This window comes from Rhizobium sp. 01T444, assembly GCF_056398305.1.
The window spans coordinates 43,887-70,534 of record NZ_JBFTPD010000036.1 but is presented as its reverse complement, the minus strand read 5'-3'; the positions used below and the strand labels follow the sequence as shown (position 1 = coordinate 70,534).

Annotated in this window: 24 protein-coding genes; 8 read left to right on the top strand and 16 right to left on the bottom strand. The window is 59.1% G+C overall.

The features are described 5' to 3' along the window. Nucleotides 1–574: FadR/GntR family transcriptional regulator (locus tag AC1DTN_RS32250; RefSeq protein ID WP_477924209.1), on the top strand; the 574-nt coding region annotated here is incomplete at its 5' end. Between the two features lie 274 nt (nt 575–848). Here the strand turns inward: AC1DTN_RS32250 and AC1DTN_RS32245 are convergent. The 5 genes from AC1DTN_RS32245 to AC1DTN_RS32225 all read right to left on the bottom strand — a co-directional run bounded on the left by AC1DTN_RS32245 (nt 849) and on the right by AC1DTN_RS32225 (nt 5,787). Continuing rightward, the gene (locus tag AC1DTN_RS32245) at nt 849–1,463 is read right to left on the bottom strand and encodes a DJ-1/PfpI family protein (RefSeq protein ID WP_112972442.1); all 615 of its coding nucleotides are present in this window, start codon (nt 1,461–1,463) and stop codon (nt 849–851) included. A gap of 62 nt (nt 1,464–1,525) precedes the next feature. Further along, on the bottom strand, nt 1,526–2,473 hold the full coding sequence (locus tag AC1DTN_RS32240; protein WP_477924207.1) for a substrate-binding domain-containing protein: 948 nt from the start codon (nt 2,471–2,473) through the stop codon (nt 1,526–1,528). A 53-nt stretch (nt 2,474–2,526) separates the two neighbouring features. Then, nucleotides 2,527–3,519: an ABC transporter permease gene (locus tag AC1DTN_RS32235; RefSeq protein WP_439018268.1), complete on the bottom strand. Its 993-nt coding sequence runs from the start codon at nt 3,517–3,519 to the stop codon at nt 2,527–2,529. Then, nucleotides 3,516–5,084 (bottom strand): sugar ABC transporter ATP-binding protein, encoded by a 1,569-nt coding sequence (locus AC1DTN_RS32230; protein ID WP_162748091.1) that lies wholly within the window; start codon nt 5,082–5,084, stop codon nt 3,516–3,518. The genes AC1DTN_RS32235 and AC1DTN_RS32230 overlap by 4 nt, the downstream gene beginning before the upstream one ends. A gap of 22 nt (nt 5,085–5,106) precedes the next feature. Then, entirely contained in the window at nt 5,107–5,787 is a 681-nt protein-coding gene (locus AC1DTN_RS32225) for a GntR family transcriptional regulator (protein ID WP_477924205.1), read from the bottom strand. 211 nt (nt 5,788–5,998) lie between these two features. On the opposite strand from AC1DTN_RS32225, the gene AC1DTN_RS32220 reads away from it, so the two are divergent. From AC1DTN_RS32220 to AC1DTN_RS32205, 4 genes are all read left to right on the top strand, one after another. Further along, nucleotides 5,999–7,225, top strand: a complete 1,227-nt coding sequence (locus AC1DTN_RS32220; RefSeq protein ID WP_442206617.1) for an iron-containing alcohol dehydrogenase — start codon at nt 5,999–6,001, stop codon at nt 7,223–7,225. Nucleotides 7,226–7,241: 16 nt separating this feature from the next. Further along, nucleotides 7,242–8,729: an NAD-dependent succinate-semialdehyde dehydrogenase gene (locus AC1DTN_RS32215; protein WP_477924203.1), complete on the top strand. Its 1,488-nt coding sequence runs from the start codon at nt 7,242–7,244 to the stop codon at nt 8,727–8,729. A 19-nt stretch (nt 8,730–8,748) separates the two neighbouring features. Beyond that, on the top strand, nt 8,749–9,567 hold the full coding sequence (locus AC1DTN_RS32210) for an alpha/beta hydrolase (RefSeq protein ID WP_477924201.1): 819 nt from the start codon (nt 8,749–8,751) through the stop codon (nt 9,565–9,567). A 276-nt stretch (nt 9,568–9,843) separates the two neighbouring features. Then, a complete protein-coding gene (locus AC1DTN_RS32205; RefSeq protein ID WP_442206614.1) occupies nt 9,844–11,100 on the top strand; it encodes an arsenic transporter in 1,257 nt (418 codons plus the stop codon). 111 nt (nt 11,101–11,211) lie between these two features. Here the strand turns inward: AC1DTN_RS32205 and AC1DTN_RS32200 are convergent, their stop codons facing one another. The 5 genes from AC1DTN_RS32200 to AC1DTN_RS32180 form a co-directional block, all read right to left on the bottom strand. Further along, nucleotides 11,212–12,279 carry an ABC transporter ATP-binding protein gene (locus tag AC1DTN_RS32200; protein ID WP_477924199.1) on the bottom strand — a complete coding sequence of 356 codons (1,068 nt, stop codon included), beginning with the start codon at nt 12,277–12,279 and terminating at the stop codon, nt 11,212–11,214. A 14-nt stretch (nt 12,280–12,293) separates the two neighbouring features. Continuing rightward, nucleotides 12,294–13,139 carry a carbohydrate ABC transporter permease gene (locus AC1DTN_RS32195; RefSeq protein WP_113324376.1) on the bottom strand — a complete coding sequence of 282 codons (846 nt, stop codon included), beginning with the start codon at nt 13,137–13,139 and terminating at the stop codon, nt 12,294–12,296. A gap of 3 nt (nt 13,140–13,142) precedes the next feature. Next, nucleotides 13,143–14,060 (bottom strand): carbohydrate ABC transporter permease, encoded by a 918-nt coding sequence (locus AC1DTN_RS32190; protein ID WP_442206612.1) that lies wholly within the window; start codon nt 14,058–14,060, stop codon nt 13,143–13,145. A 69-nt stretch (nt 14,061–14,129) separates the two neighbouring features. After that, entirely contained in the window at nt 14,130–15,374 is a 1,245-nt protein-coding gene (locus tag AC1DTN_RS32185; RefSeq protein ID WP_477924195.1) for an ABC transporter substrate-binding protein, read from the bottom strand. A 105-nt stretch (nt 15,375–15,479) separates the two neighbouring features. Next, nucleotides 15,480–16,178: a GntR family transcriptional regulator gene (locus tag AC1DTN_RS32180; RefSeq protein ID WP_113324374.1), complete on the bottom strand. Its 699-nt coding sequence runs from the start codon at nt 16,176–16,178 to the stop codon at nt 15,480–15,482. 62 nt (nt 16,179–16,240) lie between these two features. Here AC1DTN_RS32180 and AC1DTN_RS32175 point away from each other — a divergent pair, with 62 nt between their 5' ends. Further along, nucleotides 16,241–17,383, top strand: a complete 1,143-nt coding sequence (locus AC1DTN_RS32175) for a mandelate racemase/muconate lactonizing enzyme family protein (protein WP_477924193.1) — start codon at nt 16,241–16,243, stop codon at nt 17,381–17,383. Nucleotides 17,384–17,480: 97 nt separating this feature from the next. Here the strand turns inward: AC1DTN_RS32175 and AC1DTN_RS32170 are convergent, their stop codons facing one another. From AC1DTN_RS32170 to AC1DTN_RS32150, 5 genes are all read right to left on the bottom strand, one after another. Continuing rightward, complete coding sequence (locus AC1DTN_RS32170; protein WP_477924191.1) at nt 17,481–18,464, bottom strand: GGDEF domain-containing protein; 984 nt, start codon at nt 18,462–18,464, stop codon at nt 17,481–17,483. Between the two features lie 330 nt (nt 18,465–18,794). Then, nucleotides 18,795–19,673, bottom strand: coding sequence for an alpha/beta fold hydrolase (locus AC1DTN_RS32165; protein WP_477924188.1), 879 nt, complete (start codon nt 19,671–19,673; stop codon nt 18,795–18,797). Between the two features lie 296 nt (nt 19,674–19,969). After that, nucleotides 19,970–20,149 carry a hypothetical protein gene (locus AC1DTN_RS32160; protein WP_477924186.1) on the bottom strand — a complete coding sequence of 60 codons (180 nt, stop codon included), beginning with the start codon at nt 20,147–20,149 and terminating at the stop codon, nt 19,970–19,972. A gap of 567 nt (nt 20,150–20,716) precedes the next feature. Further along, nucleotides 20,717–21,631 carry a phosphotriesterase family protein gene (locus AC1DTN_RS32155; RefSeq protein WP_477924184.1) on the bottom strand — a complete coding sequence of 305 codons (915 nt, stop codon included), beginning with the start codon at nt 21,629–21,631 and terminating at the stop codon, nt 20,717–20,719. Nucleotides 21,632–21,933: 302 nt separating this feature from the next. Further along, nucleotides 21,934–23,724 (bottom strand): ABC transporter ATP-binding protein, encoded by a 1,791-nt coding sequence (locus tag AC1DTN_RS32150; protein ID WP_477924182.1) that lies wholly within the window; start codon nt 23,722–23,724, stop codon nt 21,934–21,936. A 378-nt stretch (nt 23,725–24,102) separates the two neighbouring features. Between AC1DTN_RS32150 and AC1DTN_RS32145 the strand changes: the two genes are divergently transcribed. Next, nucleotides 24,103–24,312, top strand: a complete 210-nt coding sequence (locus AC1DTN_RS32145) for an SDR family oxidoreductase (RefSeq protein WP_442206607.1) — start codon at nt 24,103–24,105, stop codon at nt 24,310–24,312. 161 nt (nt 24,313–24,473) lie between these two features. On the opposite strand, the gene AC1DTN_RS32140 is transcribed toward AC1DTN_RS32145, so the two are convergent. After that, complete coding sequence (locus AC1DTN_RS32140) at nt 24,474–25,415, bottom strand: LysR family transcriptional regulator (RefSeq protein ID WP_477924213.1); 942 nt, start codon at nt 25,413–25,415, stop codon at nt 24,474–24,476. Between the two features lie 93 nt (nt 25,416–25,508). Here AC1DTN_RS32140 and AC1DTN_RS32135 point away from each other — a divergent pair, with 93 nt between their 5' ends. Then, nucleotides 25,509–26,516, top strand: coding sequence for a zinc-dependent alcohol dehydrogenase family protein (locus AC1DTN_RS32135; protein ID WP_477924180.1), 1,008 nt, complete (start codon nt 25,509–25,511; stop codon nt 26,514–26,516). Nucleotides 26,517–26,648 lie beyond the last annotated feature (132 nt).

The window sequence follows — 26,648 nt, the reverse complement described above, 5'->3', positions numbered from 1 at the left end:
GATCAGGACCGCCCGCCGTTACGGATCGCGCGTCGCCACGACCGAGGACTGGAACGGCCTGGACGCCGACATCATCCGCTGGAGGCTAAAAGACCGGAAATCGCACGCATCCTTCCGCCGCGAAGTCGCGCAACTGCGCGAAATGATCGAGCCCGGCGCAGCCGCAATGGCTGCTCGAAACGCGACCATCGAGGAACGGCAGACCCTCCTCTCTATGGCCAGATCGATGCAGGATTTGCCGTCCATCGCGGCAATCGAGCAGGATATAGCTTTTCACCTTGCCATCTTGCGGGCCAGTCACAACAGCCTGCTGCAGGGGATCGGGCGCTCGCTGGAAATCATGCTGCGGACGCTCTTTACCGCGGACCTTGCGCTCGACGAGCACGATTTGATCTACGATCCAAACCCGACGATCCATCTCGCGCTCGCCAATGCGATCCTTGGTGGCTTCGCCGAAGAGGCGCGGCATATTGCGATGGCGATGATCGCACGCGGCTCCGAGGGCGCCGATCGCCTGGAGCGTGCGAGCAAGAACGGAAGGATCTTATCTTTGGATCCCACCCTCGGATCATGAGGGAAGTCGCTCGGATTGCTCAAACCGTGGATCGACATCGCGACCACTCGCCCAGAATCTTCTAGATGGGATTTATAGTTTGGATTGAAGCGAGCGCCGGCGGATTGCGGCGGGCGCTCTCGGCGCCGCCATGATTGCTGCCCGCAAATGATGCTGCGCATGCATCTGCCTCCCGAGGGCAGGCAAGGACCGTCCCCGGAAAGGCAACCCCCGCGTCCTGCGAGGATTGCCTGATCATCAGACCAAGGAAACAAGCTTTAGCAAGAGAGAAGGCTCAGGCAGCCTTGGCGATATCGTCACTGTGGCGGATTTCGGTGCCCAGCACCTTCAGGCATTCGCGGATGAATGCCGCAAGTGCAGTCCATCCCTTCGCCGAGACCATGGTGCCATCGACATAGGCTTCCGTCGGCGACAGATCGATATAGGTACCCCCTGCAAGCGTGACTTCCGGCTCGCAAGCCCCCAAGGCACCCACCTTCTTGCCGCGAACCACGCCATCGACGGCAATCAGAATCTGGACGCCGTGGCAAATCGTAAAGATCGGCTTCTGCTTCTCGTGGAAATGACGCACGATTGCCTGGACGCGTTTGTCGGTCCGGATGTATTCGGGGCCGCGACCGCCTGCGCAATAGACTGCATGATACTGGTCGAGCTGCGCCTCGGCCTCCGAGAAGGTCTTGTTGATCGTGAAGAAGTGCCCGAGCTTCTCCGTATAGGTCTGATCGCCTTCGAAATCGTGGAGCGAGGTCTTGATCAGGTCGCCAGCCTTCTTGTCGGGGCAGATCACGTGGACCGTATGGCCGACCGCCTCCATCGCCTGCTGATAGACGTAGATTTCATATTCCTCGGTGAACTCACCGGTCAGCATCAGTATCTTCTTACCAGGCATGATTTGCTCCTCTTCTTCATGCAATGGGGCGGCGGCTGCGGCCGCCCCGGTTTCAGGTATTGTCAGAACGGAGAGTCGGGGAAGTAATATTCCTTGGCGTTCTCCTGCGTGATCAGCGGCGCATCCAGCTTGACAGTGCCTCGCACCGGCGCCTGGCCGACAATATTGGCAACGGTCATGTAGATGGCGGTCTTAATCATCGATGGCGGATAGGGTGTTTCGACCGGCGTCATCTGATCGCCGTCGATGACCTTTTTGACGATGTCCTTCATACCATTGCCGCCGAGGGCGAGCTTGATGTCCTTGCGGCCCGATTCCTTGACGGCCTCGAGCACGCCAAGAAGCATATCATCGTCATTTGCCCAGACAGCGTCGATCTGCGGGTATTTTGCGAGATAGTCCTGCATCAGCTTGAAGGCGTCGTCACTGTTCCAGTTCGCGTACTGGATGTCCAGAACCTTGAAATCGGTTCCCTTGATGGCGTCCTGGAAGCCCTGTATGCGTTCATCGTCGATGACGGTCGGAATGCCGCGCAAAACGACGAGGTTGCCTTTGCCGCCCAGCTTGTCGATCATGAACTTCGCCGTATTGCGGCCGACCGCGATGTTGTCGCCGGCAAGATAGAGGTCCTGGATGGACTGATCGTTCAGGCCACGGTCCACGACGGTGATGAAGGTGCCTGCATCCTTGACCGCCTTGACCGGCGTCGTCAGTTCTTCCGACGAATAGGGCAGGATGACCAGCGCATCGAGCTTGCGTCCTGCGGAGAGATCTTCAAGCGCGCTCACCTGCGCCGTTGCCGAGGGCGAGGTCTTCACGACGACCTCGACATTCGGAAAGGCGGCATTGATTTCCTTGGCGGCGGCCTGCGCGTGATAGACGATGCCCGCCGTCCAGCCATGGTCGGCTGCCGGGATCGACACTGCGACGACCTTTTTGTCTGCCGAAAGGGCCTGGCTGGCAAGCAGCACCGTACTGACGGCCAAGGCCGCAATCCATTTACTAGACATTCATTCCTCCCAGAATCGGACCACAAACATCAATCCGCGCGGTCCGGACGCGGTTACTTCGAGAACCTCTGTATGAGCATGGCGATGATGATGATGACGCCCTGAACGCCGGCGACGAGATATTCGGACACAAAATCCGAGAGCACCATGAGGTTGGCAATGAGTTCGAGGATGACCGCTCCGGCGACCGTGCCCCAGACATGGCCCTTGCCACCCCGCAGGGCGGTTCCGCCGATGACGACCGCAGTGATGACCTGCAATTCCCACAGCACGCCAGTGGTCGGCGTTGCCGCACCCAGGCGCGGCACGTAGCAGATCGCGGCGATCGCAACGCAAGCGCCCTGGATCGCATAGGCGATCGTGCGCGTCTTGATGATAGAAATGCCTGAATAGCGAGCAACGTCCTCGTTCGCACCAACGGCGGCGCATTTCCGGCCATATTTCATCTTGTAGAGGATGAAGGATGCGATGGCGGCGACGGCAATCGAGATGAGGATCGGAAAAGGAATACCGCCGAGGGTCCCGAAATAGACGGGCCGATAGGCGTCACGGAGACTGCGATCGATCGGGATCGTTCCGCCGTCTGACATATAGGTGATGAGGGCCCGGAAGATCCCCATAGTGCCGAGCGTTGCGATGAAGGGCTCGATCTTTCCGACCGTAACGATGACCCCGTTCATCAGCCCGCAGATGAGCCCGACGACGAGCGCGACCGCCATGCCCGCGGGAATTGCCAGGACACCCCAGTCGGGAGCCATCCTATTCATGAACATGATGGTTATGCCGGTGATGAATGCGGCCATCGAACCGACGGACAGATCCAGTCCGCCGGAYGAGATAACGAAGGTGGCACCGACTGCGATGATGGCAATGAAAGCGCTTCGCGTGATCACATTGCCGAGATTGGTCGCAGAGAGAAAATCCGAGTTGATCGAAAAACCGATCACCAGCAGCGCCAGAAGCGCAAGGAAAGGACCGACATCCGACCAGCCGATGTTCCATTCCCGTTCCGGCCGAACCGGCGTCGAACCCGTAATCACAGTCATTGCCTTCCTCCCTGCTTCGCCACAAGCGTCGTTTCGCTGGTGGCAAGAAGCGCAATCTCATGTTCCGTCATTCTGTCGCTCGTCACCTCTCCTGTGATGCGCCCCTCCCGCATCACAAGAATCCTGTCGCAGATCCCGATCAGTTCCTGCATTTCGGACGAGATGACGATGCAAGTCCTGCCCTCTGCGACGAGGCGCTCGATGAAGGCATAGATCTGGGCCTTATTGGCGATGTCGATCCCGCGCGTCGGCTCGTCGATGACCACGACCGATGGGTCGGTGAGAAGCACCTTGGCAAGCAGAAGCTTCTGCTGGTTGCCGCCGGAAAGCTGGCCCGCCTTGAGCGCGTAACTTTTCAGGCGGATGTCGTAGGCGCTGACGGCCTCGACAAGCGCGCCCCGCTCGCGGCGGCGGTGCATCAGAAGGCCGGGATGAAACCTGCTGAGGGCGGACAGCGTGAGGTTCGGCGCGAGCCGCTCTTGCAGCAGCAGCCCCTTACCCTTGCGGTCTTCAGTCAGGTAACCGATGCCGGCATCCATCGCCGCCCGGGGGCGCCTGATGTCGATCGCCTTGCCCTGCAATTTTACGGTTCCCGTGGCGGGACGCAGGCCCATGATGCCCTCGAACACTTCGGTGCGGCCAGCACCGATCATGCCAGCAAATCCGAGGACTTCGCCTTTGTGGGCGGTAAACGAGATGTCGCTTGCAAAGCCAGGAACGCTAAGGTCCCGGACTTCAAGCATCGCCTGTAAAGCCGGCTTTACGGTCTTCTCAGGATAAAGTGCGGCGAGATCGCGCCCGACCATCAGCCGCGCCATGTCCATCTGCGTCAGGCTATGGCCGGGATATGTGCCGACCATCTTGCCGTCTCTGAGCACCGTCACCTTGTCGGCAAGCCGCTGGACCTCATCCAGGCGGTGGCTGATGTAGAGCACCGCCGCACCCTGTTCCTTCAGCTGCAGGATGATTGCGAGCAGCCGCTCGACCTCCTCACCCGTCAGGACTGCGGTGGGCTCATCGAAAATGACAAGCTTGTAGTCGTCGAGAAGTGCGCGCGCGATCTGCACGAGCTGGCGATCTGCAAGCGAGATGTCGCGCACCAGAGCATTCGGCGACACGTGGCAGCCGAGGTCGTGAAGCTTTTCGACGGCCAGACGCCGCATCGTCCGATCATCGACCAAGCCATGGCGCATCAGTTCCCGGCCGAGGAAAAGATTTTCGGCAACGGTCAGGGCATCGGCAAGTAGGATCTCCTGGTGCACCAGAACGATACCCGCCTCCTGGGCCTGCTCCGGCTTCGAGAAACCGACCTTGCGGCTGCCCATCGACAGCGTTCCGGCAGTGGGTTCGGCATAACCGGAGAGGAGCCGCATGAATGTCGACTTGCCGGCGCCATTCTCGCCGATGATGGCATGGATCTCACCGGGGAAGATATCGAGCGTGACCTCCGAGAGTACGGTGACGGATCCGTATTGCTTCGACATGCCCTCTGCACGAAGGACCGGACGAGAGGCGAGGTCTTCTGTCTCGGCCACCACGCTCCTCCCTCTCCTCTCGATGGTCATGACGTTCGACATTACCCGCCCCTTAATCGAAGGCCGGCACGAGCCGGTCCCGCGAATGTTCGAGATGGGTTCTCATTGCCTTTTCGGCGGCCGACTGGTCGCCTGCAGCGAAGGCGGCGAGAAGTGCCTCGTGCTCGTCCAAGGCCTCTTCGGTGACGCGGGAATGGAACATCAGTCGAAAGATGTGAAAATGCGTGTGCTGGTGGCTAAGGGTTTGGCGAATGAGCTCGTTGCCGGCAAATTCCATGATCCTGTCATGGAAAAGGGCGTCTTGCCGCGCGAAGGTCGAATAGCGTAGCCGTTCATCGCCTCCTTCCCGGCGCCCCATGACACCGGCCGCCTCCCGCAGGATGGCAAGCTTCTCATCGTCCATCGCCCTTGCTGCCCTTACCGCACCATCAGGTTCGAGAAGCAGCCGCAGATGGTAAAGCTCGTCGAAGCGCCGATGGGTGATCTGCGGGGCAGCGCTGTAACCGATGAGATGCGTCTTGACGACAAGCCCCTCTCCCTCGAGGCGGCCGAGCGCTTCGCGGATCGGGGTCTGGGAGACGTTGAACTCCTTGACGAGATTATCGACGGTGATGCGCGCACCTGGAGCGATCTTCAAGGACATTAACTGCGCAAAAATCACCTCGTAGACGCTGTCCGCGAGACTGTTGCTGCGCTGGATGAAACCACTCGGATCAGGCGTGGCATTGAGCATCATCGTATTCCGGCCCTGTATTTCTTTTGCCTCTTGACAGGAACAATCGCTAACACGATGCTCGGCGATATGCAATCCCATATCCTATAGGATTTTATATCGGAGGTTTCATGAGGGTCATTTGGGTGGGTGCGACAGAAATCGCGCGCCAATTTTGCGACACTTCCTCACGGTCTTTCTTCATCCCACAACTGGTGAAAGGACCAGCACAATGACCCTCTTCGCCGCCATCAGGCTTCCGAAAGAAATCCTGTTCGGCAAAGGCCAACGTTTTGCGCTGCCGGCAGTCGCCACCAGGCTTGGTCGAAGGGCACTGATCTGCACGGATGAGCGCCTCGCAGGAACGTCCACATTCGCCGAACTCGTCGCCGCGCTGAACGCAGCATCGATCGAGACATTGGTCTACGACCGGGTCTTGCCGGATGTCCCGCGCGACACTGTTGCCTCATGCGTTGAAGAGGCTCGAAGCTTCGCGCCCGACATGGTGATCGGGATAGGCGGAGGGAGTTGCCTCGACATGGCAAAATGCGCCGCCCTTCTGCTGAGCCACGGCGGAAGTCTCGCCGACTATTACGGTGAGTTCAAGGTTCCCGGTCCGACAATCCCGATCATCGCCATCCCGACTACGGCGGGGACCGGCTCCGAGGTGACGCCGGTTGCCGTCATCTCCGACCCGGACCGGACGTTGAAGGTCGGCATATCGAGCCCATATCTCATCGCCGCAGCGGCCATCTGCGATCCTGACCTGACGATGTCCTGCCCGCCGGGCCTGACCGCTGTCGCAGGCGCAGACGCACTGACCCATGCAATCGAGGCATTCACGGCCGCTCGACGCGGCACCGACCCGTCGCTGCCACAGAATCACGTCTTCATTGGTAAGAGTTTACTTACTGATCATTTCGCGCTTCTCGCCATCAAACTCTTGGGACGCAGCTTGGAGGCGGCTTGCAAGGAGGGATCGAACGAAGATGCGCGCGCTGACGTCATGATGGGTGCGTTGGCTGCCGGCTGTGCATTCGGCACGGCCGGCACGGCAGCAGCGCACGCCATCCAGTATCCCGCAGGCGCATTGACCCATACGGCCCATGGGCTCGGCGTCGCAACGATGATGCCCTATGTCATGAACTACAACCGCTCCGCCTCGATGACCGAAATGGCTGAGATCGGGCAAGCGCTGGGTCTGGATCCAACCGGCAAGACGAAGCAGGAGATGGCAGACGCAGCCATTGAGGAGATCCGCAGGCTCTTTCAGGCCATCGGCATCACGCCGACGCTCGCCGATCTCGGGCTTTCCGCCGACAAGCTCGACTGGACCGCCGAACAGGCGCTCAGCATCGACAGATTGATCAAGAACAACCCGCGCCCCTTCGACATCGACGCCATGAAACGTCTCGTTCGTGCCGCCTATGACGGCGATCTTGCCGCCTCCGCCCTTTAGAAATTCGAGGAACAAAATGACCATTGCCCAGCAAGTGCCACAGGCCGACAGCCACCTGCCAGACATCGAGGCTGCGGCCCGCGGCCTCTATATTGATGGGAGCTGGCGGCAGCCGAAAAGCGGGCGCAAGATCGATGTGATCGACCCCTCGACCGGGGCGCTTCTTGCGGCAGTGGCGGACGCGACCGTCGAGGATGCACGGGCAAGCGTCGAGGCCGCGGCCCAGGCTGCGCCGGCCTGGCGATCGACACCACCGCGCAAGCGCTCGGAGATTTTGCGACGCTGTTTCGAGCTGATGATCGAGCGTTCCGAAATGCTTGCTGCCTTGATCTCACTCGAGAACGGCAAGGCGCTGCGCGACGCCCGCGGCGAGGTCGCCTATGCCGCCGAGTTCTTTCGCTGGAACGCCGAAGAGGCCGTCCGCATAACGGGAGAATTCGGCGTCGCTCCGTCGGGTGCCAACCGGATCATTGTCGACTACCAGCCGATCGGCATCTGCCTGCTGATCACCCCTTGGAACTTCCCGGCTGCGATGGCTACGCGAAAGATCGCCCCGGCCCTCGCCGCTGGCTGTACCGTAATCCTGAAGCCAGCAAGCGAGACGCCACTGACGGCCTACGCGCTGGCCTCGATCTATGAAGAGGCCGGCGTACCACCAGGCGTCGTCAACGTTCTGACGACAAGCGCCCCTGCTCCATTCAGTGCCGCCATTTTGACGGATCCACGCGTTAGAAAACTTTCGTTTACGGGCTCGACAGGTGTCGGTCGCCTGCTTCTCGCAGAAGCGGCCAAGCATGTCGTCTCATGTTCCATGGAGCTCGGCGGCAACGCTCCGTTCATCGTTTTTGATGACGCCGATCTGGAGGCAGCGCTCGACGGCGCGATGGTCGCCAAGATGCGCAATGCCGGCGAGGCCTGCACCGCCGCAAACCGCCTCTACGTCCAGTCAGGAATCTACGCGGCCTTCGCTGAAGGGTTGACCAAAAGAATGGCAGCTCTCACCGTTGGTCCGGGCGTCGACGCCCTGACAGAATGCGGGCCGATGATCACGCCAAAGGCTGTGGGGAAGATTGATCGCCTGGTCGGCGACGCAAAGGAAAAGGGCGCGCGGGCCATGTGTGGTGGCGAGGTCTCTGCTGGGCCGGGTTATTTTTACCCGCCGACAGTTCTTGTCGACATGCCTGATGGCGTCGAGATGGCGCATGAGGAAATCTTCGGACCGGTTGCGCCTCTTTACAGGTTCGAGACCGAGGACGAGGTGATAGGACGTGCCAACGACACCGAATACGGCCTTGCCGCTTACGTCTTCACGCGCGACATCGCGCGGGGGCTGCGCGTTTCCTCCGCTTTGGAAGCGGGTATGATCGCGCTCAACCGGGGTCTGGTTTCCGATCCGGCGGCGCCCTTTGGCGGCGTCAAGCAGAGTGGTCTCGGCCGTGAGGGCGGGCAGCATCACGGCATCGCCGAATTCATGGAAGCCAAATATATCGCAACGAGCTTCTGACACGCCAGGGGGGAAATCTTTGGAGACCGATCCGTTCCGCATACGGGGACACGTGCCGGAATTCGACGCCATCGTGTCGGAGATCAAGGCAAGGAGTGCTTCAACCCGCGCAAGGCTACGCATGAAGGAAATCTCCTACGGAGACGATGCAAGCGAAACCCTGGACATCTTCTACCCGGAAGGTACGCGTGACGGGCTGCCGGTGCACATGTTCATCCACGGCGGCTACTGGCGGATGTTTTCCAAGCGCGACTACTCCTATGTCGCCGACACCATTACCGGCGCAGGGGCAATCGCCGTCATTGTTGATTACGCCCTGATGCCGCATGTCCGGATGGAGGTACTCGTCGACCAGGTTCGGCGGGCCAAGCAATGGGTGCTCAAACATATCGCGAGCCACCGCGGCGACGTATCGCGCTTTACGGTCAGCGGACATTCCGCCGGTGCGCATCTTGCGAGCTTCCTGTTTCATCGACAGGAGGCTTTCTCGGGCGTGTCGGCGGCTCTCCTGCTTGGCGGTCTTTACGACTTGAAGCCCCTGCAGTCATCGTTTCTGCGTTCAGAGATAGCCATCACCGATAGAGAGGTTGCCGACTTTTCGCCGATGCTGCATTCCTATGACGAGGGCTGTCATGCCACTATCGCGATCGGCGCTGAAGAAACGCCGCCGTTTCATCAGCAGGCGGACGCCTTCTCATTGCGCTTGCGACAGCAAGGACTGTCGGTCACCCGCGAAAGGCTCGAAGGCTTAAACCATATGAGTAGCGTTCGCGATCTTGGTCTGCCGGAAACGGCTATCGGCCGAATCCTCGGCAAGACGATTGCATATGCCCGGTGATGTCCAAGGACTAATCTTGATCAGGATCAGGTGGTTTCGGTCAAGAGCGCCTTTGACGCCTAGCGTTTTGACCGATCCAACCACACCAAAAGCCTTGTATTGTGCCGATCCTGCGGGAGCTAACACCAGTCTGCGGCCAGCGGCCTGGCGCAACTGAAAATCGGCCTTCTCGCTTGGTGCTTCCGATTGGCCCGGGCAAACGTCCCCGAGATAATTCTCTTGCGCCTGCCGTGTCGGCTGATAAAAGCCGGCCTGCCAACCGAAAACAGCGACTGAATGACAGAACACGCCATTACCTGGAGCATTGCCGGCTTGACCGCCATGGGTGTGGTCGTTCGTCCATTCCGATGGCCGGAAGCGGTGTGGGCCATATTTGGCGCCTTGTTGCTCTTCGCCTTTCGCCTGATTGGACCACACGATGTCATCGCGGGGATCTCGAAAGGCGGCGACGTATATCTCTTTCTGATCGGGATGATGCTTTTATCGGAACTCGCTCGTCGGGAAGGCCTGTTCGACTGGATTGCAGCGATCGCCACAGCGCACTCCAGCGGCTCCCCCAGACGCCTGTTCCTACTTGTCTATGTGGTTGGCGTTATCGTGACGGTCTTTCTCTCAAATGATGCGACGGCCGTTGTTCTCACCCCAGCCGTCTTCGCTGCCTGCCGGGCTGCCCGGGTTCGGGACCCAATGCCCTACCTCCTGACTTGCGCCTTCATCGCCAATGCGGCGAGCTTTGTCCTCCCCATCTCCAATCCCGCCAATCTGGTAATCTTTGCTGGCGGCGAGATGCCGCCCCTGGCGCGCTGGATGTCGACTTTCATGCTTCCGTCGATCGTTTCGATCGTGGTTACATTTGGCTGCCTTTACTGGACCCAGCGCCGGGCTCTTGCTTCGGACAGCGTTGCCGAAAATGTGGCCAGGCCGATCCTTTCGGCGAGCGCTCGGCTGGCCGGGTGGGGAATTGTCCTGACGGCCATCATTCTTATCGCCGCATCGGCGATGCATATTGATTTGGGTATGCCGACCTTTCTCGCCGGCACGATTACCTCGGTGCTCGTCCTGGCGCTGACCCGGCAAAGTCCAATCGAGACCTTCAAGGGCGTCAGTTGGAGCGTCCTGCCTCTGGTCGCTGGCTTGTTCGTCGTCGTGGAAGCCCTGGATCGCACCGGCCTGACGACCATGCTCTCAGACCAACTGGCCCTGCTCGCTGCAACATCGGAAACACAGGCGGCCGGCATTGCAGGCGTGCTTGTTGCGATTATCTGCAACCTTGTTAACAATCTTCCAGCAGGCCTGGTTGCGGGAAGCGCGGTGCAGGCGGCGCATGTCTCAGACAAGATCGCCGGAGCGGTGCTGATCGCAGTCGATCTCGGCCCCAATCTTTCCGTCACCGGATCCTTGGCGACAATATTGTGGTTGTCTGTCCTTCGCCGCGAGGGACTGCACGTCAGCGCGTGGCAGTTTCTGAAGCTCGGAACTGTCGTCATGTTTCCGGCACTGATTTTGTCTTTGCTGTCGCTCGTTCTTTTCTGAAACTTTCAACGGGCAACGTCTCGCGAAGAAGGCGTAATAATCCAAACTGTCCGTCAATGATGACATTCGCCTCCATGCTGCGACGCGACAGGAGGCCAATCTACGTCTGCACTATAGCCTCAGCTGCGTCTCTGCATCGAAGAGACTGACACTCGATGGGTCCACAGCAAAGGCAACAGGCTCTCCCCTTCTCCCGGCAAAACGTGGTTCCACCCGGGCGATAACGGTTTGACGGCCGATGACAGTCGTCAGGATCGTATCTGGTCCCGTCGGCTCGACCACATCGATGACGCCATTGAAGGGGCCATGTCCCTGCACAACCTTGAACTCCTCCGGACGAACACCGAGAATCAGGTCCCGCTCGGTCAATTCACCGTTGCCGGATCCAAGTTCCAGCGCTACGCCTTCCGCCCTGAACTGCCAGCCACCCTCGCTTCCGACCACGCGCCCGTGGAGGAAATTCATGGCCGGTGAGCCAATGAAACCGGCGACGAACATGTTGGCGGGGCGCTCGTAGACGGTTCGCGGATCGGCCAGCTGCTGAAGGTGGCCGCCTTTCATGACCGCCACTTTGGTGGCGAGTGTCATGGCTTCGATCTGGTCGTGCGTCACGTAGACGATACTGGTCCCGAGACGCTCGTGGAGCCTCTTGATCTCGGTGCGCATCTCGACCCTGAGCTTGGCATCAAGATTGGAAAGCGGCTCGTCGAACAGAAACAGGTCCGGATTCCGGACGATTGCGCGGCCCATTGCCACGCGCTGGCGCTGCCCGCCGGACAGGTTTGCCGGTTTGCGATCGAGGAGATGCGTGACCTGCAGCATGTCGGCCGCTTGCGCCACGGCTTCGCGCCGCTGATCCGCAGGCACACCACGCATCTCCAGACCAAAACCGATGTTACGTTCGACCGACATCGTCGGGTAGAGCGCGTAGGACTGGAAGACCATCGCGATATTGCGGTCTTTCGGCGGCAGAGCCGATACCGAGCGACCGCCGATGGCGATATCGCCGCTGGAGGAATCGTCGAGCCCAGCGATAATGTTGAGCAAGGTCGACTTGCCGCAGCCGGATGGTCCAAGCAGAACAAGGAAACCGCCGTCCTCCAGCTCGACGTCTATCCCGTGAAGAACTTCAAGCGCGCCGTAGGACTTTCGGATGTTTTTGAGTGAGAGCGTAGCCATTCGATATTGTCCCTTCAACCCTTGATCGCACCGGCAGTAAGCCCCTGGACCATCGCCCGTTGGACGATTGCAAAAAGAAGCATGACGGGCAGGATGCTGAGGATGCCTCCGGCGGCCAGAACGCCCCAGGGAAGCTGGAATTCACCGACCATCAGCTGGAGCCCGACGGGCCACGTGCGTGACCCCTGCCCGGTGGTCAGCATGAGGGCGAAAATGAACTCGTTCCAGGCGGCGATGGCGATGAAGACGGAACTGGCGAGGAGACCATTCCGCGCTAGCGGCAAGACAATGCGGACCATGGCGCCGAGACGCGTCGACCCGTCGATGCGCGCAGCGCTTTCCAGCTCCTTTGGTGCGGCGTCCAGGAAGCCCTTGAGCATCCACACGAAGAGCGGCAGCAGGAAGCTGGTATAGGCAAGCGCTAGGCCGAAACGGCTGTCCACCAGCCCCACGGTTTTCATCATCACATAGAGCGGGATGATCATCATCACGGCAGGAAACATGCGGATCAGCAGGTAGCCCAGCATGAGGCTGTTGCGGCCGCGGAATGTCATCCGTGCAAACGCATAAGCGGCCAGCGTGCCGGCAACGACGCAGATGGCGACGGTGACGATCGTTACGATCAGACTATTGGTGATCAATACCGGAAAGTTGGACTGCGTCCAGATCGCCACATAGTTCTGAAATGTCACGTGCTGGGGAATATACTGCATCTGCGAGGTGACGATGTCCGTCTCTGCCTTCAGTGAGGTCAGGAACATCCAGAGGATCGGACCAAGGCAGAAGGTCCCGAGCGCACACAGGACGATGTAGGTGAGAACATCGGCTGCCAAACGCCTGCTGTGTTTGGTTCGAAACATGGATCATTCTTTCGTTATGCGTGACAGGCGGATGTAGATCGTCGCAAAGATCATCAGGATCAGGAACATCACGACCGACAGAGCGCCGGCATAGCCAAAATTGAAATCCCGATGAGCGGTCTGAAAAGCATAGAGTGACAGCACTTGCGTCGCGTTTCCGGGGCCGCCGCCGGTCAGGACCAATAGAAGATCGGGAGAATTGACAAGGCTGATGACACGCAGGATGACTGCAGCGGCAATCACCGTTTTCAGCATCGGCACCGTGATCAACCGGAATTTCGTAAAGGATCCGGCACCGTCTACCGCAGCAGCCTTGTAAAGGTCCTCGGGAATCCCCTTAAGACCAGCGAGAAACAGCAGAGCAAAGAACGGAAAACCGTGCCAGGCTTCGACAAGGATCGTGGCCGCAAGCGCGGTACTCGGGTCGGCAAACCATGCCTTGTAGGTATTGAGCACGCCTATCCGGACGAGGATGTCATTGATGACACCAAGTCGCGGGTCGAGAAGCAGGGCCCACATGTGTCCGGCCACGACATTCGGAAGGAAATAGGGCAGCAGGATCAAAACGCCGAAGATCTTCGTCCCCGGCAGATTTCGGTTCAGCGCAACGGCAGCGATGAAGCCGAGCGTCATCTCGACGGCGATCGCCGCCATCACCCATATCGCAGTGTTCTTCAACGAGATCCAGAACACGCGATCGGACATCATCGCCACATAGTGCTTCATCCCCACCCAGCCGTTGAGGCCGGGCCGGGTGAGGCGCATTTCCCGCGCACTGATGACGAAGCCATAGATCGTCGGATAAGCGACGACGAGGAGTAGCAGAAGGAGGCTCGGCAACAGGAGAAGATAGACCCAGGAGCGTGTTTCCGAGAGTTCGCCAAGGCGGCGAAGCGGTTGGCGGTATGAGGCTGATGTCATTGGATGTCGGCGATGCGCCGTCCTTGATTAAGGCGCGCGCCCCTTGTGGGACATCGCGCCTGAACGAGGTTAGCGAAGGGCGGCTTCGAGGCCTTCGATGATACGGTCCACGGCCTGCTCCGGCGTCAACTGACCGGTGAGGACTGCCTGGAAGGTCGGATTGACGACATTCTCCGACCAACCGGCGGCGCCGACGAAACTGTTGGGCAGGCGCCCGAACTCCAGTGTCTGCGTTGCCGCGTTGTAGATCGGGTTGCCCGTGATGCGCTCGTCCTTCAACGCTGCCGTGGAGGCCGGGAAATATCCCGTTGCCTCAAGAAGCGCGATGGCCGCATCGGTCTCGCCCCAGAAGCTGATCCACTTCCACGCGGCTTCGACATTGTCTTCCTTGAATATCCCGTTGCCTGCGTAGGCGACGCGGGCAATATGCGCCTTCGGACCCGCAGGCATCGGTGCGGTGGAAAACTGCTCGCCTTGTTTGAGTGCTGCAGAGATCTCGATGAGCGAACCGGTATGGTGCCAGACCATCGCCGTCTGACCGGTCCTGAAGCCCTCCATGATCTGCCGGTAGCTATCGTTCGGCGCGCTGGGCGGAACCACTTTCTCCTTGCGGAAGAGATCGGCGTAGAAGGTGATCGCCTCGATGGCGGCCGGCTTGTCGATGGCGGCCTGGCCATCCTTGACGAGCGGCGAGCCGAACGCTTCCATCACGTCGATGACGTATTTGAAAGCCCCGGCGCCGCCGCGCATCCCGAATGCATAGCGGTTCTTGGAGGGATCGGTCAGCTTTCGGCAAGCGACCAGGAATTCCTCGAAGGTCTTGGGAGGAGCGGAAAGCCCAGCTTCCTCGAAATAGTCCTTTCTGTAGTACATCCAGTCGACAAAGGCGTAGGCTGGAACTGCGTAGATAGCACCATCCTGCGACATTCCCGTCCAGCGGTTGTCGGGCAGGTTCGCCTTGCCGGCCCAATTGTTGACGCGCGCGCTGATGTCAACCAACGCTCCCATCGCCGTGAGGTCAGCAAAACGCTCGGCGATCACCATGCCGGTGTCGGGGCGCCCTCCGGCAACGACCGCCGACGAAACCTTCGCCATATATTCGGAGTTGGGGATGCCCTCCTGGGTCACCGTCACATCCAAATTTGCTGCCGCGAAAAGCTGGATGATCTTTGCGAGTCCGGCCATCTCCGACTGGCTGGCGAAATGGTGCCAGTAGTTGATGGCGGTGGCGGCGTTGGCGCTGCGAAGGCTGGCCGCCAGGCTCAGAGCTGCCGAGGCTATCAGGAATTCACGCTTGCTTAGTTGCACTACCATCTCCTCCCGAGATATCAGACCATCACTCTGATCGATCAGACGGCAATATCATCGTTTTGGAAATCCCGCAACACGCTCGCTCGAAGACAGCGAATGCAGAAACGCTCAGACAAGACCGAGATTGCGTTGTACGGCAGCCTGGAAGTGCGCGATCAGGGCCCTTTCGGCAGCATCCGCGTCCCTCGTGCTGCATGCTTCGAGGATATCGAGGTGCTCCTTCAACGTGCGCACAAGGATCGGCGTCGTGACCTTTCGCTCGAGCCGCAGAAGACGCAGATAGTTGTGCATGCGCCTGTAGGCACTGTCGATCAGCGGATTGCGCAGGGCCTTGATGATCTCGCCGTGCAACTCCAATTCAAGCGCGTCCGTCTCCAGAAGCTGTTCCGGCCCTATGCCGTTGCGCTCAAGCTGGCGAATAAGCCTTGAATGCCTGACTTCCAGGGCATTCATCAGGTGCTCGTCGCCCTCCTCGGCAAACACCCGAATAGCCGCACGCTCGACGATCGAGCGGAACTGATAGGTGGAGCGCGTCAGTTCCATGCCCGGGCGGACGAACTGGATGCCCGAGCGAGGATGGATGGTCAGAATGCCCTCCGCTTCCAGCACCCGCAGCGCGTCGCGCAAGGGTGCCACGGGAACATCAACAATTGCCGACAGCTCGTTCTGCGAGATGAAGGCACCCACAGGCACCTTCCTTTCGAACAGGCTTTCCAGGATGCGCTCATAGGCTATGTCGCTGAGGCGCATTGCTGCGGCATCCCCGATCGCCGACTTCGCGACATCTGGCTCTTGCAGTTTCTTCATAGGTCCGATATCACCTTTCTGATCGATCAGATCAACATTTTAAACGATCAGTGAGCGCTGCGATGTCTCTCTCCCACTTCCGTATAACCCGATTTCAGTTTGCCCGCGACCGCGTAATCGGCGACAGCCAGGTTCGCGCCGACGAGACCAACGTCGCAGCACTCGAACTGATCTCGGACACAGGCGAGGTGGGGCTCGGATTCATCCAGACGCTTTTTTATCCTCTGCCGGATCAGGCGGAGATCGAGGCCGTTTTTGAGAGCGAGGTCTGGCCGACAATCAAGGGAGAAAAGGCGATCGGACTGGTTCATCGCGTGAACAGGCCGCGCGGCGGCAACCAGCGCGCCTACTCCCTGCCGTTCCACGAAGCGCTGCAGGTGGCTCTCTGGGATCTCGGCGCCAAGCAGGCGGGCATGCCCTTGCACCGTCTTCTCGGAAGCCGACGCAACCGCGTCCGCGCATATGCGAGCGGCCTTGATTTCCACCTGAGCGACGACGCCTTCAGCGCGCTGTTCGCGCATGCTGCAAGCATCGGCTACACGGCCTTCAAGATTAAGGTTGGTCATCCCGATTTTGCCCGCGACCTTCGTCGCCTCGAACTCTTGAAGAAGGTCGTGCCGGAGGGATCGCAGATCATGATCGATCCGAACGAAGCCTGGAGCTCCAAGGAGGCCCTGGTCAAGCTGACGGCAATACGCGATGCAGGGCACGATCTCCTTTGGGTGGAGGATCCCATTCTGCGCCACGATTTCGAGGGTTTGCAAACCCTGCGTCACGCCGTCAACTGGACACAGATCAACAGCGGGGAATATCTCGACCTGTCCGGCAAGAGGATCCTGCTCGACCATCACGGCACCGACATTCTGAACGTTCACGGCCAGGTGACGGACGTCATGCGGATCGGCTGGCTGGCCGCCGAACTGGGCGTGCCGGTCAGCCTCGGCAATACTTTCCTGGAGATCGGTGTGCACATGGCTGTCGCACTGCCGGAGGTCGAATGGCTGGAATATTCCTTCCAGAACTTTGACCACCTGGTCGAGACGCCGATCGAGATCCGCGACGGCTTCGCCTACGCGCCGGACCGCTTGGGTCATGGTCTCGTGCTTTCCGGGGAAGCGCGGCGCGAATGGGCCCGGCCACACCGGTTGGAGCGGTCCAAGCTTGGCCCACCTCCGAAAAACAACCGCCTCCCCCTCCTTTCGTGAGGAGGAGTTTGCAAGAGGCGAACAGCCACTGCAGGTGAGATGGCTGGGCAGGGATATGGGAGCGACGCCAACAGAGCCGGCTACCTGATAATTGCTGCTAAGCGGCAAGCTCCCCCAGGGGATGTTCGGATCCGCTCGAATGCTGGGTTGCGGTCGTTGCCGTCGCGCTTGAGGGGCGTTCTTCCATGCTTTGTGGATCTGCATATAGCTCAACTCGGTCACGGCCGCCTCGCTTCGCAAGGTAGAGTGCCTGGTCTGCCTGATCCCGCAGCTTCTGTGCATTGCAATCGCCTCTCCAAACGGCAACGCCCGCGCTCACACTCGGCACTATAGTCTCCGCGCCAGATGCGAATGCCGAGGCATTGACCGTCCTGCGGATTTGATCCGCCTTGGCAACAGCAGTTTCTTCGGTTTGATCACGCAGAAACAGCGCAAACTCCTCGCCACCAAGACGGCCAAGCGTGACCTTGCGTCCAGCGGCTGTGGCGATGGCTTGTGCGACACCGACAAGAACCTCATCGCCAGTTTCGTGGCCGTAGCGGTCGTTGACACTCTTGAAGTGGTCGATGTCTATCATGATGAAAGCGTCGCCTCCCCTGAGCTCGCTCGGAAGGGATGCCAGGAAGTGCTGCCGGTTTGGGATTCCCGTCAGCGCGTCGGTATTTGCCAGACTTCTGAGCTGAGTTTCTGCGCGTTCCTGGACCAGGACAACCACGAAAAGCGCGACGGAGAAATGGCAAATGATGAGCATGAAAAAGGCATAGCGGGGTTCGACCGGCCCATACTGCGGAAAGATCATTCCGACAGTGACCAGCGTCGAAAAGCCCATGGCAGCAGCGAGTGATGCAAGCAGACCCAATCTCGCCGGCAGGCGGTCGAGGAAGAAATCCCGTAAGATGACAATACAGGAGATGCCAAGGAAAGCCGCGGTGTTCGCATTGAATATTGCGGCGCGCGTTTGGTTATCCGCATACCAATGCATCCAACCAACAACGACGGAAAAGATGAGGGAGAAACCCACCAGAAGGCAATCCGAACGCTTTCGCCCGCGACGGCTCAACTGGATCAGTCCCGTCGTCATCAACGCATAACCTGTGACACCGATGGAAAAGCTTGCCAGAGTCCAAATCTCATATGGCAGTATGCCCTGTTCTCCGATCCCGGCAAGCGTGGATGCAACGGCAAGAAGGCCGTCGCCGATCGCCAGAAAATCGAGACCTGGCTCTCTGGAGCGCCACCTGACGTAGAAACAGCAGATGGCGCCGACTATGAAGGAGCACTTGTGAAGAAGAAGAACTGTAGCAAGATCCATCGTCAAACCGAAAAACAACCGGGATGCTGATGTCTATAATCTCCGAGAGCTACTTTTGAATGAATCTTCTCGCGCTGACATAGCAGATCAGGCACAACTTCATCGCGGGGTCRGTCCGTGAGCTTCAGAAAATGCGAGGACGGCGTTTAAGAATTCTTCCGGCTGTTCCAAGTGCGCGAAATGACCGCTTTGGGAGAAGTGCACCAGCTCCGAATTCGAGCAGCTGTCACCCAGGGTTCTTGCCCATTTCGGACCGCATATGAAATCGTGAGCTCCGACCAGAACAAGCGCCGGTACGGAAAGGTCCTGAAGTCTTGAGCGGACGTCAAACGGCTCATTATTGCCGATCAGAATTGTCGCCTTTATCCGCAAGCGGAATACTCCAAGATCAAGCTTCTCGTGAACATCGTCGGCAAAGTAAGCGGGAAGCAGGTCGCGCATGATCTCGGTATAGTGTTCGTCGCTCGACATTTTCGGAACCGACTGCCACGCTCGCAGTACTGCCCGTCCCTCCAACTGGTGGCGATCAGCAAAACTCCGCACACCGTCTGCGGCCGCCGCCATGAAGTCACTCCCTGTCACCGCCGACGAGGAATACAGGATCATCGCTAATACGCGATCCGGGTGCTCGATCGTATATTGCTGGATGACGAATCCTCCGTGGGAATGGCCAAGAAGCACAACGTTCGAAAGATCGAGTGTTTCGAGGAACCTGCCCAGCTGTTTGGCGAAGCGTTCGACGGTATAGCCATGGGGGTGCTCCGCCAACCGGCCCGAGCCACCGGTGCCGATCGGCTCAAGGTAGAGCATGGTAAAATGCCGCTCCAAAAAACCCATGCGAAGATATTGCCAGTGGATCCCTGGGCCGCCAGGGTGAACGACCATGACCGGCCCCTGGCCCGCGACATGAAAGCTTTGCTGAATTCCGTCGATATCGACGACATGATGTCCGGGATTGAGGCTATTTCGCATTGACATCGATTAGACCTTATATCGCTTGAAAAGCACGGCCGTCGTTGCACCGCGCCAGAGAAAAGGATTGAGTCCGGGGAGCCGTGAACGAACACATTGGTGTCACTGCGAACCTGTAAGGGATGCCGCACGCTTCGAGGCGCAGGACACACTTGTCCTAAACTCCGCCGATCGCCGTTGCCGCAGCATTGTAGGAAGAAAGCTGCGGCAAGGTTTGAGCTGGAAGGCCAAGCACGGTGGACTGCTGGTTTTGCTTCGTGCCTGTCATCGGCTGGTCAGAAGGACCTTACGTTTCGCGTCCACTAGTAGCATACCTCGGTCCTGACCGGGCGCCCGGGGCGCTCGGCGTCCCATTGCCAATAGCAGCGATCATAGTCGTCGTTGCTGCCCAGGAAGAACGGCCCGCGATCCCTAAACCGTCCATCGAAGCGGTCGTGGGCAAAAAACGCACCGCGGTTTCCTTCCCTGTCGAAATGGCCCATACTGAATCCTCCCATGTGCTCCCCTCCCATGTGCCCCCCTCCCTCGTGGCCTCCGCCTCCGTGACCTCCGCCTCCACCGTGAGCCAGTGCGGGCGTTGCGATGGAGCCAACTGCGAGGGTCAGGGAGATAAGACCTGTTGCGGCGATTTTGCGAAACATAGACATGGTGGTTTTCCTAAAAAGCGGCTCTGTGTAGCCACTATCCGTATGTGTTCATCGAAATTGGCGAACACCTGCCACAATTCAGGAATTTTGCTCACATCTTGTCACATCTTCTCACCACGACCCGTAACAACCGTGATCGCTGGTTGCGCGGAAGCGAGGCATTGAGAGGACAGCCTTCACCCGGCATTGCCCAACACCTGATGATCCCGGCCAGCGGAGACACATTGGTCCGTGCAGCAAGAAGAAAATCTATATCTTAAAGTCCTTCCTGAACCGCCCAGAGCCAGATGAGATAGGTCTCGGCGCCTTCGGCAACCCCTCGTACAAAGCCATACAGGAAGCCTTCGCTCTTCCTGGCAAAACAATCGCAGCAACGTCCAGAAACGAGAACTGCGCCTTTCTTCAGCGTGCGAATGCCTCGAAGGGATTGATTTCGGTGAGTTGGCGGATCGCATCCTGGCTTACGCCCTCGATTGTGAGCGCTGGCAGCAGGTTCTCGACAAGGTGCGTGTAAGGTCGCGGGATTCCACCACCGGGCCGCGCAGGATCATACCAGCCGAGATCGTGGCTTATGAGCAGGTGCTCGCCCAGCCCGGTTTCAAGGGCGCGCATTATCATTGCGACCAGTTCTTGGTCTGGAGCCCTTCCCACATGATCGTATTCGATCCACGCACCGCGCTCCACCAGTGCCCGGTGAAGCCCGAAGTCTTTTTCCTCTTGAGTGTGAATGGATATGAAGCGCTCTGGTGCGCAGCCCTCTGACTGAAGAATGTCCAACTGATCCATCACAACGCGTCCCCGGATTGTATGCGAGCCGATCACCGCATTGGTCCGCACGGATGCTCTTGCCGCTGCGCGCAGGATACGGGCTTCGAGCGGCGTAATTCCATCGTCGCCAGCGCTGAGCTTAATCCATCCCGCCAGTACACCGGTGTCCTCCATTCCCTCGGTGAGCTCACTTACCATCCACTGTTCGAGATCACTCTCACTAGCCTCGACTATCCAAGCGGGTATCCATGGCTCGCGATAGTTGCCGGTCGGGACGACGATCGGAAAGTCGGCTGCCTTCGACACAGCAAGATCAATGTCAGCACGTCTTCCGACACCACCGGTCGTGCACTCGACGAGCAGCGTAACGCCTTGTCTTTTGATCGCCTCAATCTGTGGGACCATCAGTGCCACAACGGCGTCTGTCTCCGCCTCGGCATAGCCGGGCTGATCAGGCGTTCTAAGATCGACGAACACATGCTCGTGCGGGAGAATCATCCCGAGTTCTTCGCGACGCTTTGGTCCCAGAGTCGTGTAAATCTGCTTCATCCTTGACGGCTCCCCTCCCCCAATTGGTAGAACGACAGAACTTTGAATGCATCGGACCCATCTGGTCCACAGAAATAGTTGGGTCAATTGTCGGCAGGACATCCGGCGACATCGTGCAGCACCATCTGCACTTATGCACGGAATGGCCGCTGGCTCGCATCTTGAGCCTGCAATCTCCCTTGTATCTGCACAGACGTGCTTCTGTACGATCTTGTCTCTTGCCGGGTGGGCACCCGGCAAGAGACCTTCCTGAGACAACAGTGGATTGGCGGCGCCAATTAAGCCACCACCCGTGTTTTCCGTCAGGCCACCAGACCCTTGGTTAGCTCCAGCGCCTGCCGCTCGAACAGCCGGCGATAGATGCCTGCATTGAACCGGATCAGCGCCTGGTGGTCGCCCTCTTCAACAATCTTTCCTTTGTCGAAGACCAGCAGTCGGTCCAGCGCTCGCACCGTGGACAGCCGGTGCGCGATGACAAGCGTCGTGCGGCCGTCCATCAGACGTTCCATGGCCTGTTGGATCTGCACTTCGCTCTCGCTGTCGAGGCTCGATGTCGCCTCGTCCAGAATCAGCAGGGGCGCATCAGCCAGGAACGCCCGCGCAATGGCGACACGCTGCCGCTCCCCGCCCGACAACTTGACGCCACGTTCCCCCACCAACGTCTCATAACCCTTGGGCAGGTCTATGATGAAGTCGTGCGCATTGGCCTGTTTCGCCGCCTGCTCGATTTCGCGCCGTGAGGCGTTCGGCCGACCATAGGCGATGTTTTCCGCCAACGTGCGATGGAACAGAATGGGCTCTTGCTGCACGATGGCGATCTGGCCGCGCAGGCTTGACTGTTTGACTTGGGCGATATCCTGCCCGTCGATGCGGATCGAGCCCGACTTCACGTCATAGAGACGCTGGATGAGCTTGACGAAGGTCGTTTTGCCCGAGCCCGAATGTCCCACCAGTCCCACGCGCTCGCCCGGCTTGATGGTGACCGAAAAATCCTCATAAAGCGGGTTGGGATGAGCGCCGTATTGGAAGGTGACTCGGTCGAAGACAATCTCACCCCTGCCAATCTTGATCGGCGCTGCGCGCGGTTTGTCCTCGATACCCAGCGGCATCTTGTCGAGCAGCACCAATTCTTCCATGTCGTTGACGGCCCGCTGCAGATTGCGGATGTGCTGGCCTACATCGCGCAGATAGCCCTGCAGGACGAAGAACATTGCCAGCACGAAGGTAATGTCCCCGGCTGTCGCCAGCCCCTGCTGCCACATAATCAAGCCCGTTCCCAAGATACCGGCCTGCATGGAAACCATCATGAAGCCCTGGATCGTGCCGCTCAATGTGCCGCGCTTCCATGTTCGCCGCGTACGGCTGTCCCATTTGGCGAGCACGTGGGCCAGTAGCGTCTCTTCGCGGCTCTCGGCGCCGAAGGCTTTGACCACTGAGTTGCAACTAATGGCATCCGCCAGCGCACCACCAAGCTTAGTGTCCCAAGCATTGGCAAGCCTTGCCGCCGGCGACACAAAACCCATGGAGAGCGTCACAGTCACTCCAATATAGATGAGCGACCCCACGCTCACGACCAGGCCCATGATCGGCCAGTAGCTTCCTAGCACGATACTGGCGCCGACCAGCATGACGATGGACGGCAACAAGGCTACCAGGAGCAGGTCGTTGAGCGAGTCGAGCGCCCACATGCCACGGGTAATCTTGCGCACCGTCGAACCGGCAAAGCTGTTGGCGTGCCAGTCGGTTGAGAACCGTTGCACCTTGTGGAAGCCATTGTTGACCACATCCGCCATTGTGCGCAGCGTCAGCCGGATGATGCCATTGAAGATGAACCAGCGCAGTGCCACGCTGGTCAGGCCCAGAGCCACGACGATGACAAAGGCGCGCAGGGCACCATCAATCCCATTGCTGCCTGCAATGGCATCGACGATCTGGCCGGAAAACACCGGCACCATGACTTCGGCCAGCGTGCTTGAGATCACAAGCATCATGATCATGCCGACCAATGCCGGCCGATGGGTCCAATGATGGAAAACAAAGCCGAGCACGTGGCGATAGGCATCAGCGCGAAAATCGAGCTTCTTGCGAGTCATTTTAACCAGCCCGGCCCGTATCTCGGTAGCCGGTCCTCAAAATAGAGAGTTAAAGGGCACAGCCCGTACGGGAGACGAAGTGATCCCGTCAGATCAATCGGGCTATGAAGAGACATAAAACCGCGTGTCGCGCGCTCGAGGCGGGCCGCGAATGGAAATGACCTAGTGTCGGGACATTCCACATAGGAAGGTTTCGATGATTGCTGGTCTCATGCAACGCCTCCCTTGTGTTCGATCTGGAGCGGTTAGTATTTTGTACCGAACCAATTCGCCATTGCCAACCGGTTTTTTACAACCTTATGGAAAGTGATGCGAAAATGACACAATTTAGCAACTTGCGGCTTTGTATTTAGTCATATCGGCCCAGGGGCCTTTTCGGTGGCGCGGAACCGCGAAGACCTTGACAAACTGGCCGCGGGTTTCCCTTCGGTCGACATCCTGCAACTCGACACGCCGAACGACGAGGCACCGCAAACCGTCTTCAGAGCAGTGCTCCCCGACATCCTTGTTATTGCGGCCTCTGCGTTTCCGCCGACTGGTCCTTTAGGTGAGCTGAAGTGGGAAGATTTCGCGATGGCCCTTGGTTAGCTCATTCCATTCACGTGCTCGCGCTGGAGGACGAACCTCAAGGATCACTCTCTTCGGCGAACCTGCTCAAACGCGCCTGTTCGAAGCTTTTGGCCTTCCCGTGACCCTGCCGGCCAACTCCGTCTTCGGCGCTCCGCACCGAACCTGAGACGGCGGCGGCCTCACGACGTCTGTCGCAACTGCCACGGAAGGGGCTGCGAAAATCGCTGCGTGATCCAGTCAGCGAAGGCGCGTGTCTTGTTTGGGATGTGCTGCGTGGACGGATGAACGACGTAGATGGCGCCCTCGTCGGGAATTGGGAATCGATCCAGGACGCTGACAAGACGACCGTCGGCAAGCTCGCGGCCGACGAGCCAGTCCGTCGCATAGAGCAAACCATGTCCTGCGACCGCCGCGTGCACCAGCGCTTCCGCATCATCCGACGCGAAGTGGCCGGTGATCGGGATGGAAAGCTGACCTCCCCGCGGCGCTGTAAATTCCCAGGCGCTGGGGTTGGCCTTTCCCGTGAAGATCAGGCAATCATGCGCCAGAATATCCTGTGGCGTGGCTGGCGTGCCTCGCTTGGAGAGATAGTCCGGTGAAGCGACAATCACTCGCTTCCGGTCGGCAAGCTTACGGCTCACCAACCGCGAGTCCGGCAAAACGCCCAGACGAATTGCGAGATCGAAGTTTTCACCGATAAGATCCACGAAGCGATTTGAGAAAGAAACGTCGAGCGACACCGCCGCAAACGTCTCGCGAAACTCGACAAGAAGGGACATCAGCCACATTCGGCCAAAGCTGCCAGGCAAAGCCAGCCTGAGCCTACCGCGCGGTTCACCGTCCGAAAATCGCTCGGTTTCCTGGCTCGCAGCAATCAGTTCCTGTAGCAGCGGGCGAACCCTGTGAAGATAGACCTCCCCTGCCTCCGTAAGTGCCGTCCGACGTGTCGAACGCTCCAGAAGCCTCACGCCAAGGATCTCCTCGAGTGAATTTACCCGCCGGGATACAACGGTTGCATCCCGGTGCAGCCGCTGTCCCGCCGCGTTAAATGATCCGGCCTCTGCGACGGCCACAAACGCAGTCAGACATTCGATATCAGGAAGATGGAGCGATTGCTGCATATTTTGCAATTATAACCTGTTGCTTATCCATATTCCAGTTCTTTCTTGCAGCATCATAATCGCCCCTGCTGAAACTCAAAAGAGGCAAACACGATGTTCGCAATATCACTCGGCGGCCCGTCGTTGGACCAGTTGAAAAGAACAGACCTTCCCGATCCGCCACCGCCCGGCCATGGGCAATTGCTTGTCCGCATGCACGCGGCGAGCCTCAATTTTCTCGACCTTGCTGTGGCGTTCGGGCAATATCCTGGCATTGTCTATCCGCTGGTGCCTGTGGCCGATGGCGTCGGCGAAATTATCGCGATCGGTGATGGCGCCACCGGCGTCGCCCTCGGTGACCGGGTGGCCCTACATCCCAAAGCGATGTGGTTCTCTGGCCGAGGATCAGTGGAAAAGGCTGGGATCACCCGCGGTGTTACGCTTCCTGGGTCCTTGATGGAGATCGCGACCGTAGATGCCCAATCAGTCGTTAGACTCGCTGACCACCTTTCGTGGGAGCAGGGAGCAACACTGCCAATCGCGGCAACAACCGCCTGGAACGCTCTTTCCTGCGCCAATATCGTTCCGGGCTCAAACGTTGTGCTTCTGGGAACCGGGGGCGTCTCCACGATTGCTCTTCAACTTGCCAAGGCTCGAGGCGCCCGGGTGATCGTGACGTCCTCATCCGACGCAAAGCTTGCGTTTGCGCGCGAAATCGGCGCCGACGAAACAATCAATTACACGACCTCCCCTAATTGGGATCAGGACGTCGTCGCGTTGACGAACGGCCTTGGCGCAGACCTCGTCCTCGATACCGTGGGAACGGTAACCTTCCCCCGCTCTCTGTCGGCGGCGCGCTATGGAGGGGTCGTCTTTACAATTGGCTTCGTCACCGGCACCGCTCTGGAAATCGACCTGATGCCCATCATCGTTAAAGCGCTCAGGGTGCAGGGCAACAATACGGGCTCTGCAGAAGATTTTGCCAAGGCCATGCAGGCGATACAGGCATCGCGGATCGAACCCGTCCTCGCCAAGACGTTCGGGATCGGAGAATTGGCGGAAGCGTATCATGCGCAATCCCACGGCCCCGTCGGCAAAATTGCAATTCGGTTGGATTGGTAACCGCTTCGCGATGGGCTGGGTCGACGGGAACGTCGGCCTCATTTCTGAGCCGCAAACGTCTTGCTCGCCTAGCGGCTCGAGGGCGGCTAACTCGCGTACGACCGGTGAATTTCAGCTCATCGGTCAGTCCTT

Coding starts and splice junctions, on each gene's coding strand:
- AC1DTN_RS32245 (WP_112972442.1), bottom strand. CDS start 1,463: ATGCCTGGTAAGAAGATACTGATGCTGACCGGTGAGTTCACCGAGGAA.
- AC1DTN_RS32240 (WP_477924207.1), bottom strand. CDS start 2,473: ATGTCTAGTAAATGGATTGCGGCCTTGGCCGTCAGTACGGTGCTGCTT.
- AC1DTN_RS32230 (WP_162748091.1), bottom strand. CDS start 5,084: ATGACCATCGAGAGGAGAGGGAGGAGCGTGGTGGCCGAGACAGAAGAC.
- AC1DTN_RS32225 (WP_477924205.1), bottom strand. CDS start 5,787: ATGCTCAATGCCACGCCTGATCCGAGTGGTTTCATCCAGCGCAGCAAC.
- AC1DTN_RS32220 (WP_442206617.1), top strand. CDS start 5,999: ATGACCCTCTTCGCCGCCATCAGGCTTCCGAAAGAAATCCTGTTCGGC.
- AC1DTN_RS32215 (WP_477924203.1), top strand. CDS start 7,242: ATGACCATTGCCCAGCAAGTGCCACAGGCCGACAGCCACCTGCCAGAC.
- AC1DTN_RS32205 (WP_442206614.1), top strand. CDS start 9,844: ATGACAGAACACGCCATTACCTGGAGCATTGCCGGCTTGACCGCCATG.
- AC1DTN_RS32200 (WP_477924199.1), bottom strand. CDS start 12,279: ATGGCTACGCTCTCACTCAAAAACATCCGAAAGTCCTACGGCGCGCTT.
- AC1DTN_RS32195 (WP_113324376.1), bottom strand. CDS start 13,139: ATGTTTCGAACCAAACACAGCAGGCGTTTGGCAGCCGATGTTCTCACC.
- AC1DTN_RS32190 (WP_442206612.1), bottom strand. CDS start 14,060: ATGACATCAGCCTCATACCGCCAACCGCTTCGCCGCCTTGGCGAACTC.
- AC1DTN_RS32185 (WP_477924195.1), bottom strand. CDS start 15,374: ATGGTAGTGCAACTAAGCAAGCGTGAATTCCTGATAGCCTCGGCAGCT.
- AC1DTN_RS32180 (WP_113324374.1), bottom strand. CDS start 16,178: ATGAAGAAACTGCAAGAGCCAGATGTCGCGAAGTCGGCGATCGGGGAT.
- AC1DTN_RS32175 (WP_477924193.1), top strand. CDS start 16,241: ATGTCTCTCTCCCACTTCCGTATAACCCGATTTCAGTTTGCCCGCGAC.
- AC1DTN_RS32170 (WP_477924191.1), bottom strand. CDS start 18,464: ATGACGACGGGACTGATCCAGTTGAGCCGTCGCGGGCGAAAGCGTTCG.
- AC1DTN_RS32160 (WP_477924186.1), bottom strand. CDS start 20,149: ATGGGCCATTTCGACAGGGAAGGAAACCGCGGTGCGTTTTTTGCCCAC.
- AC1DTN_RS32155 (WP_477924184.1), bottom strand. CDS start 21,631: ATGAAGCAGATTTACACGACTCTGGGACCAAAGCGTCGCGAAGAACTC.
- AC1DTN_RS32150 (WP_477924182.1), bottom strand. CDS start 23,724: ATGACTCGCAAGAAGCTCGATTTTCGCGCTGATGCCTATCGCCACGTG.
- AC1DTN_RS32140 (WP_477924213.1), bottom strand. CDS start 25,415: ATGCAGCAATCGCTCCATCTTCCTGATATCGAATGTCTGACTGCGTTT.
- AC1DTN_RS32135 (WP_477924180.1), top strand. CDS start 25,509: ATGTTCGCAATATCACTCGGCGGCCCGTCGTTGGACCAGTTGAAAAGA.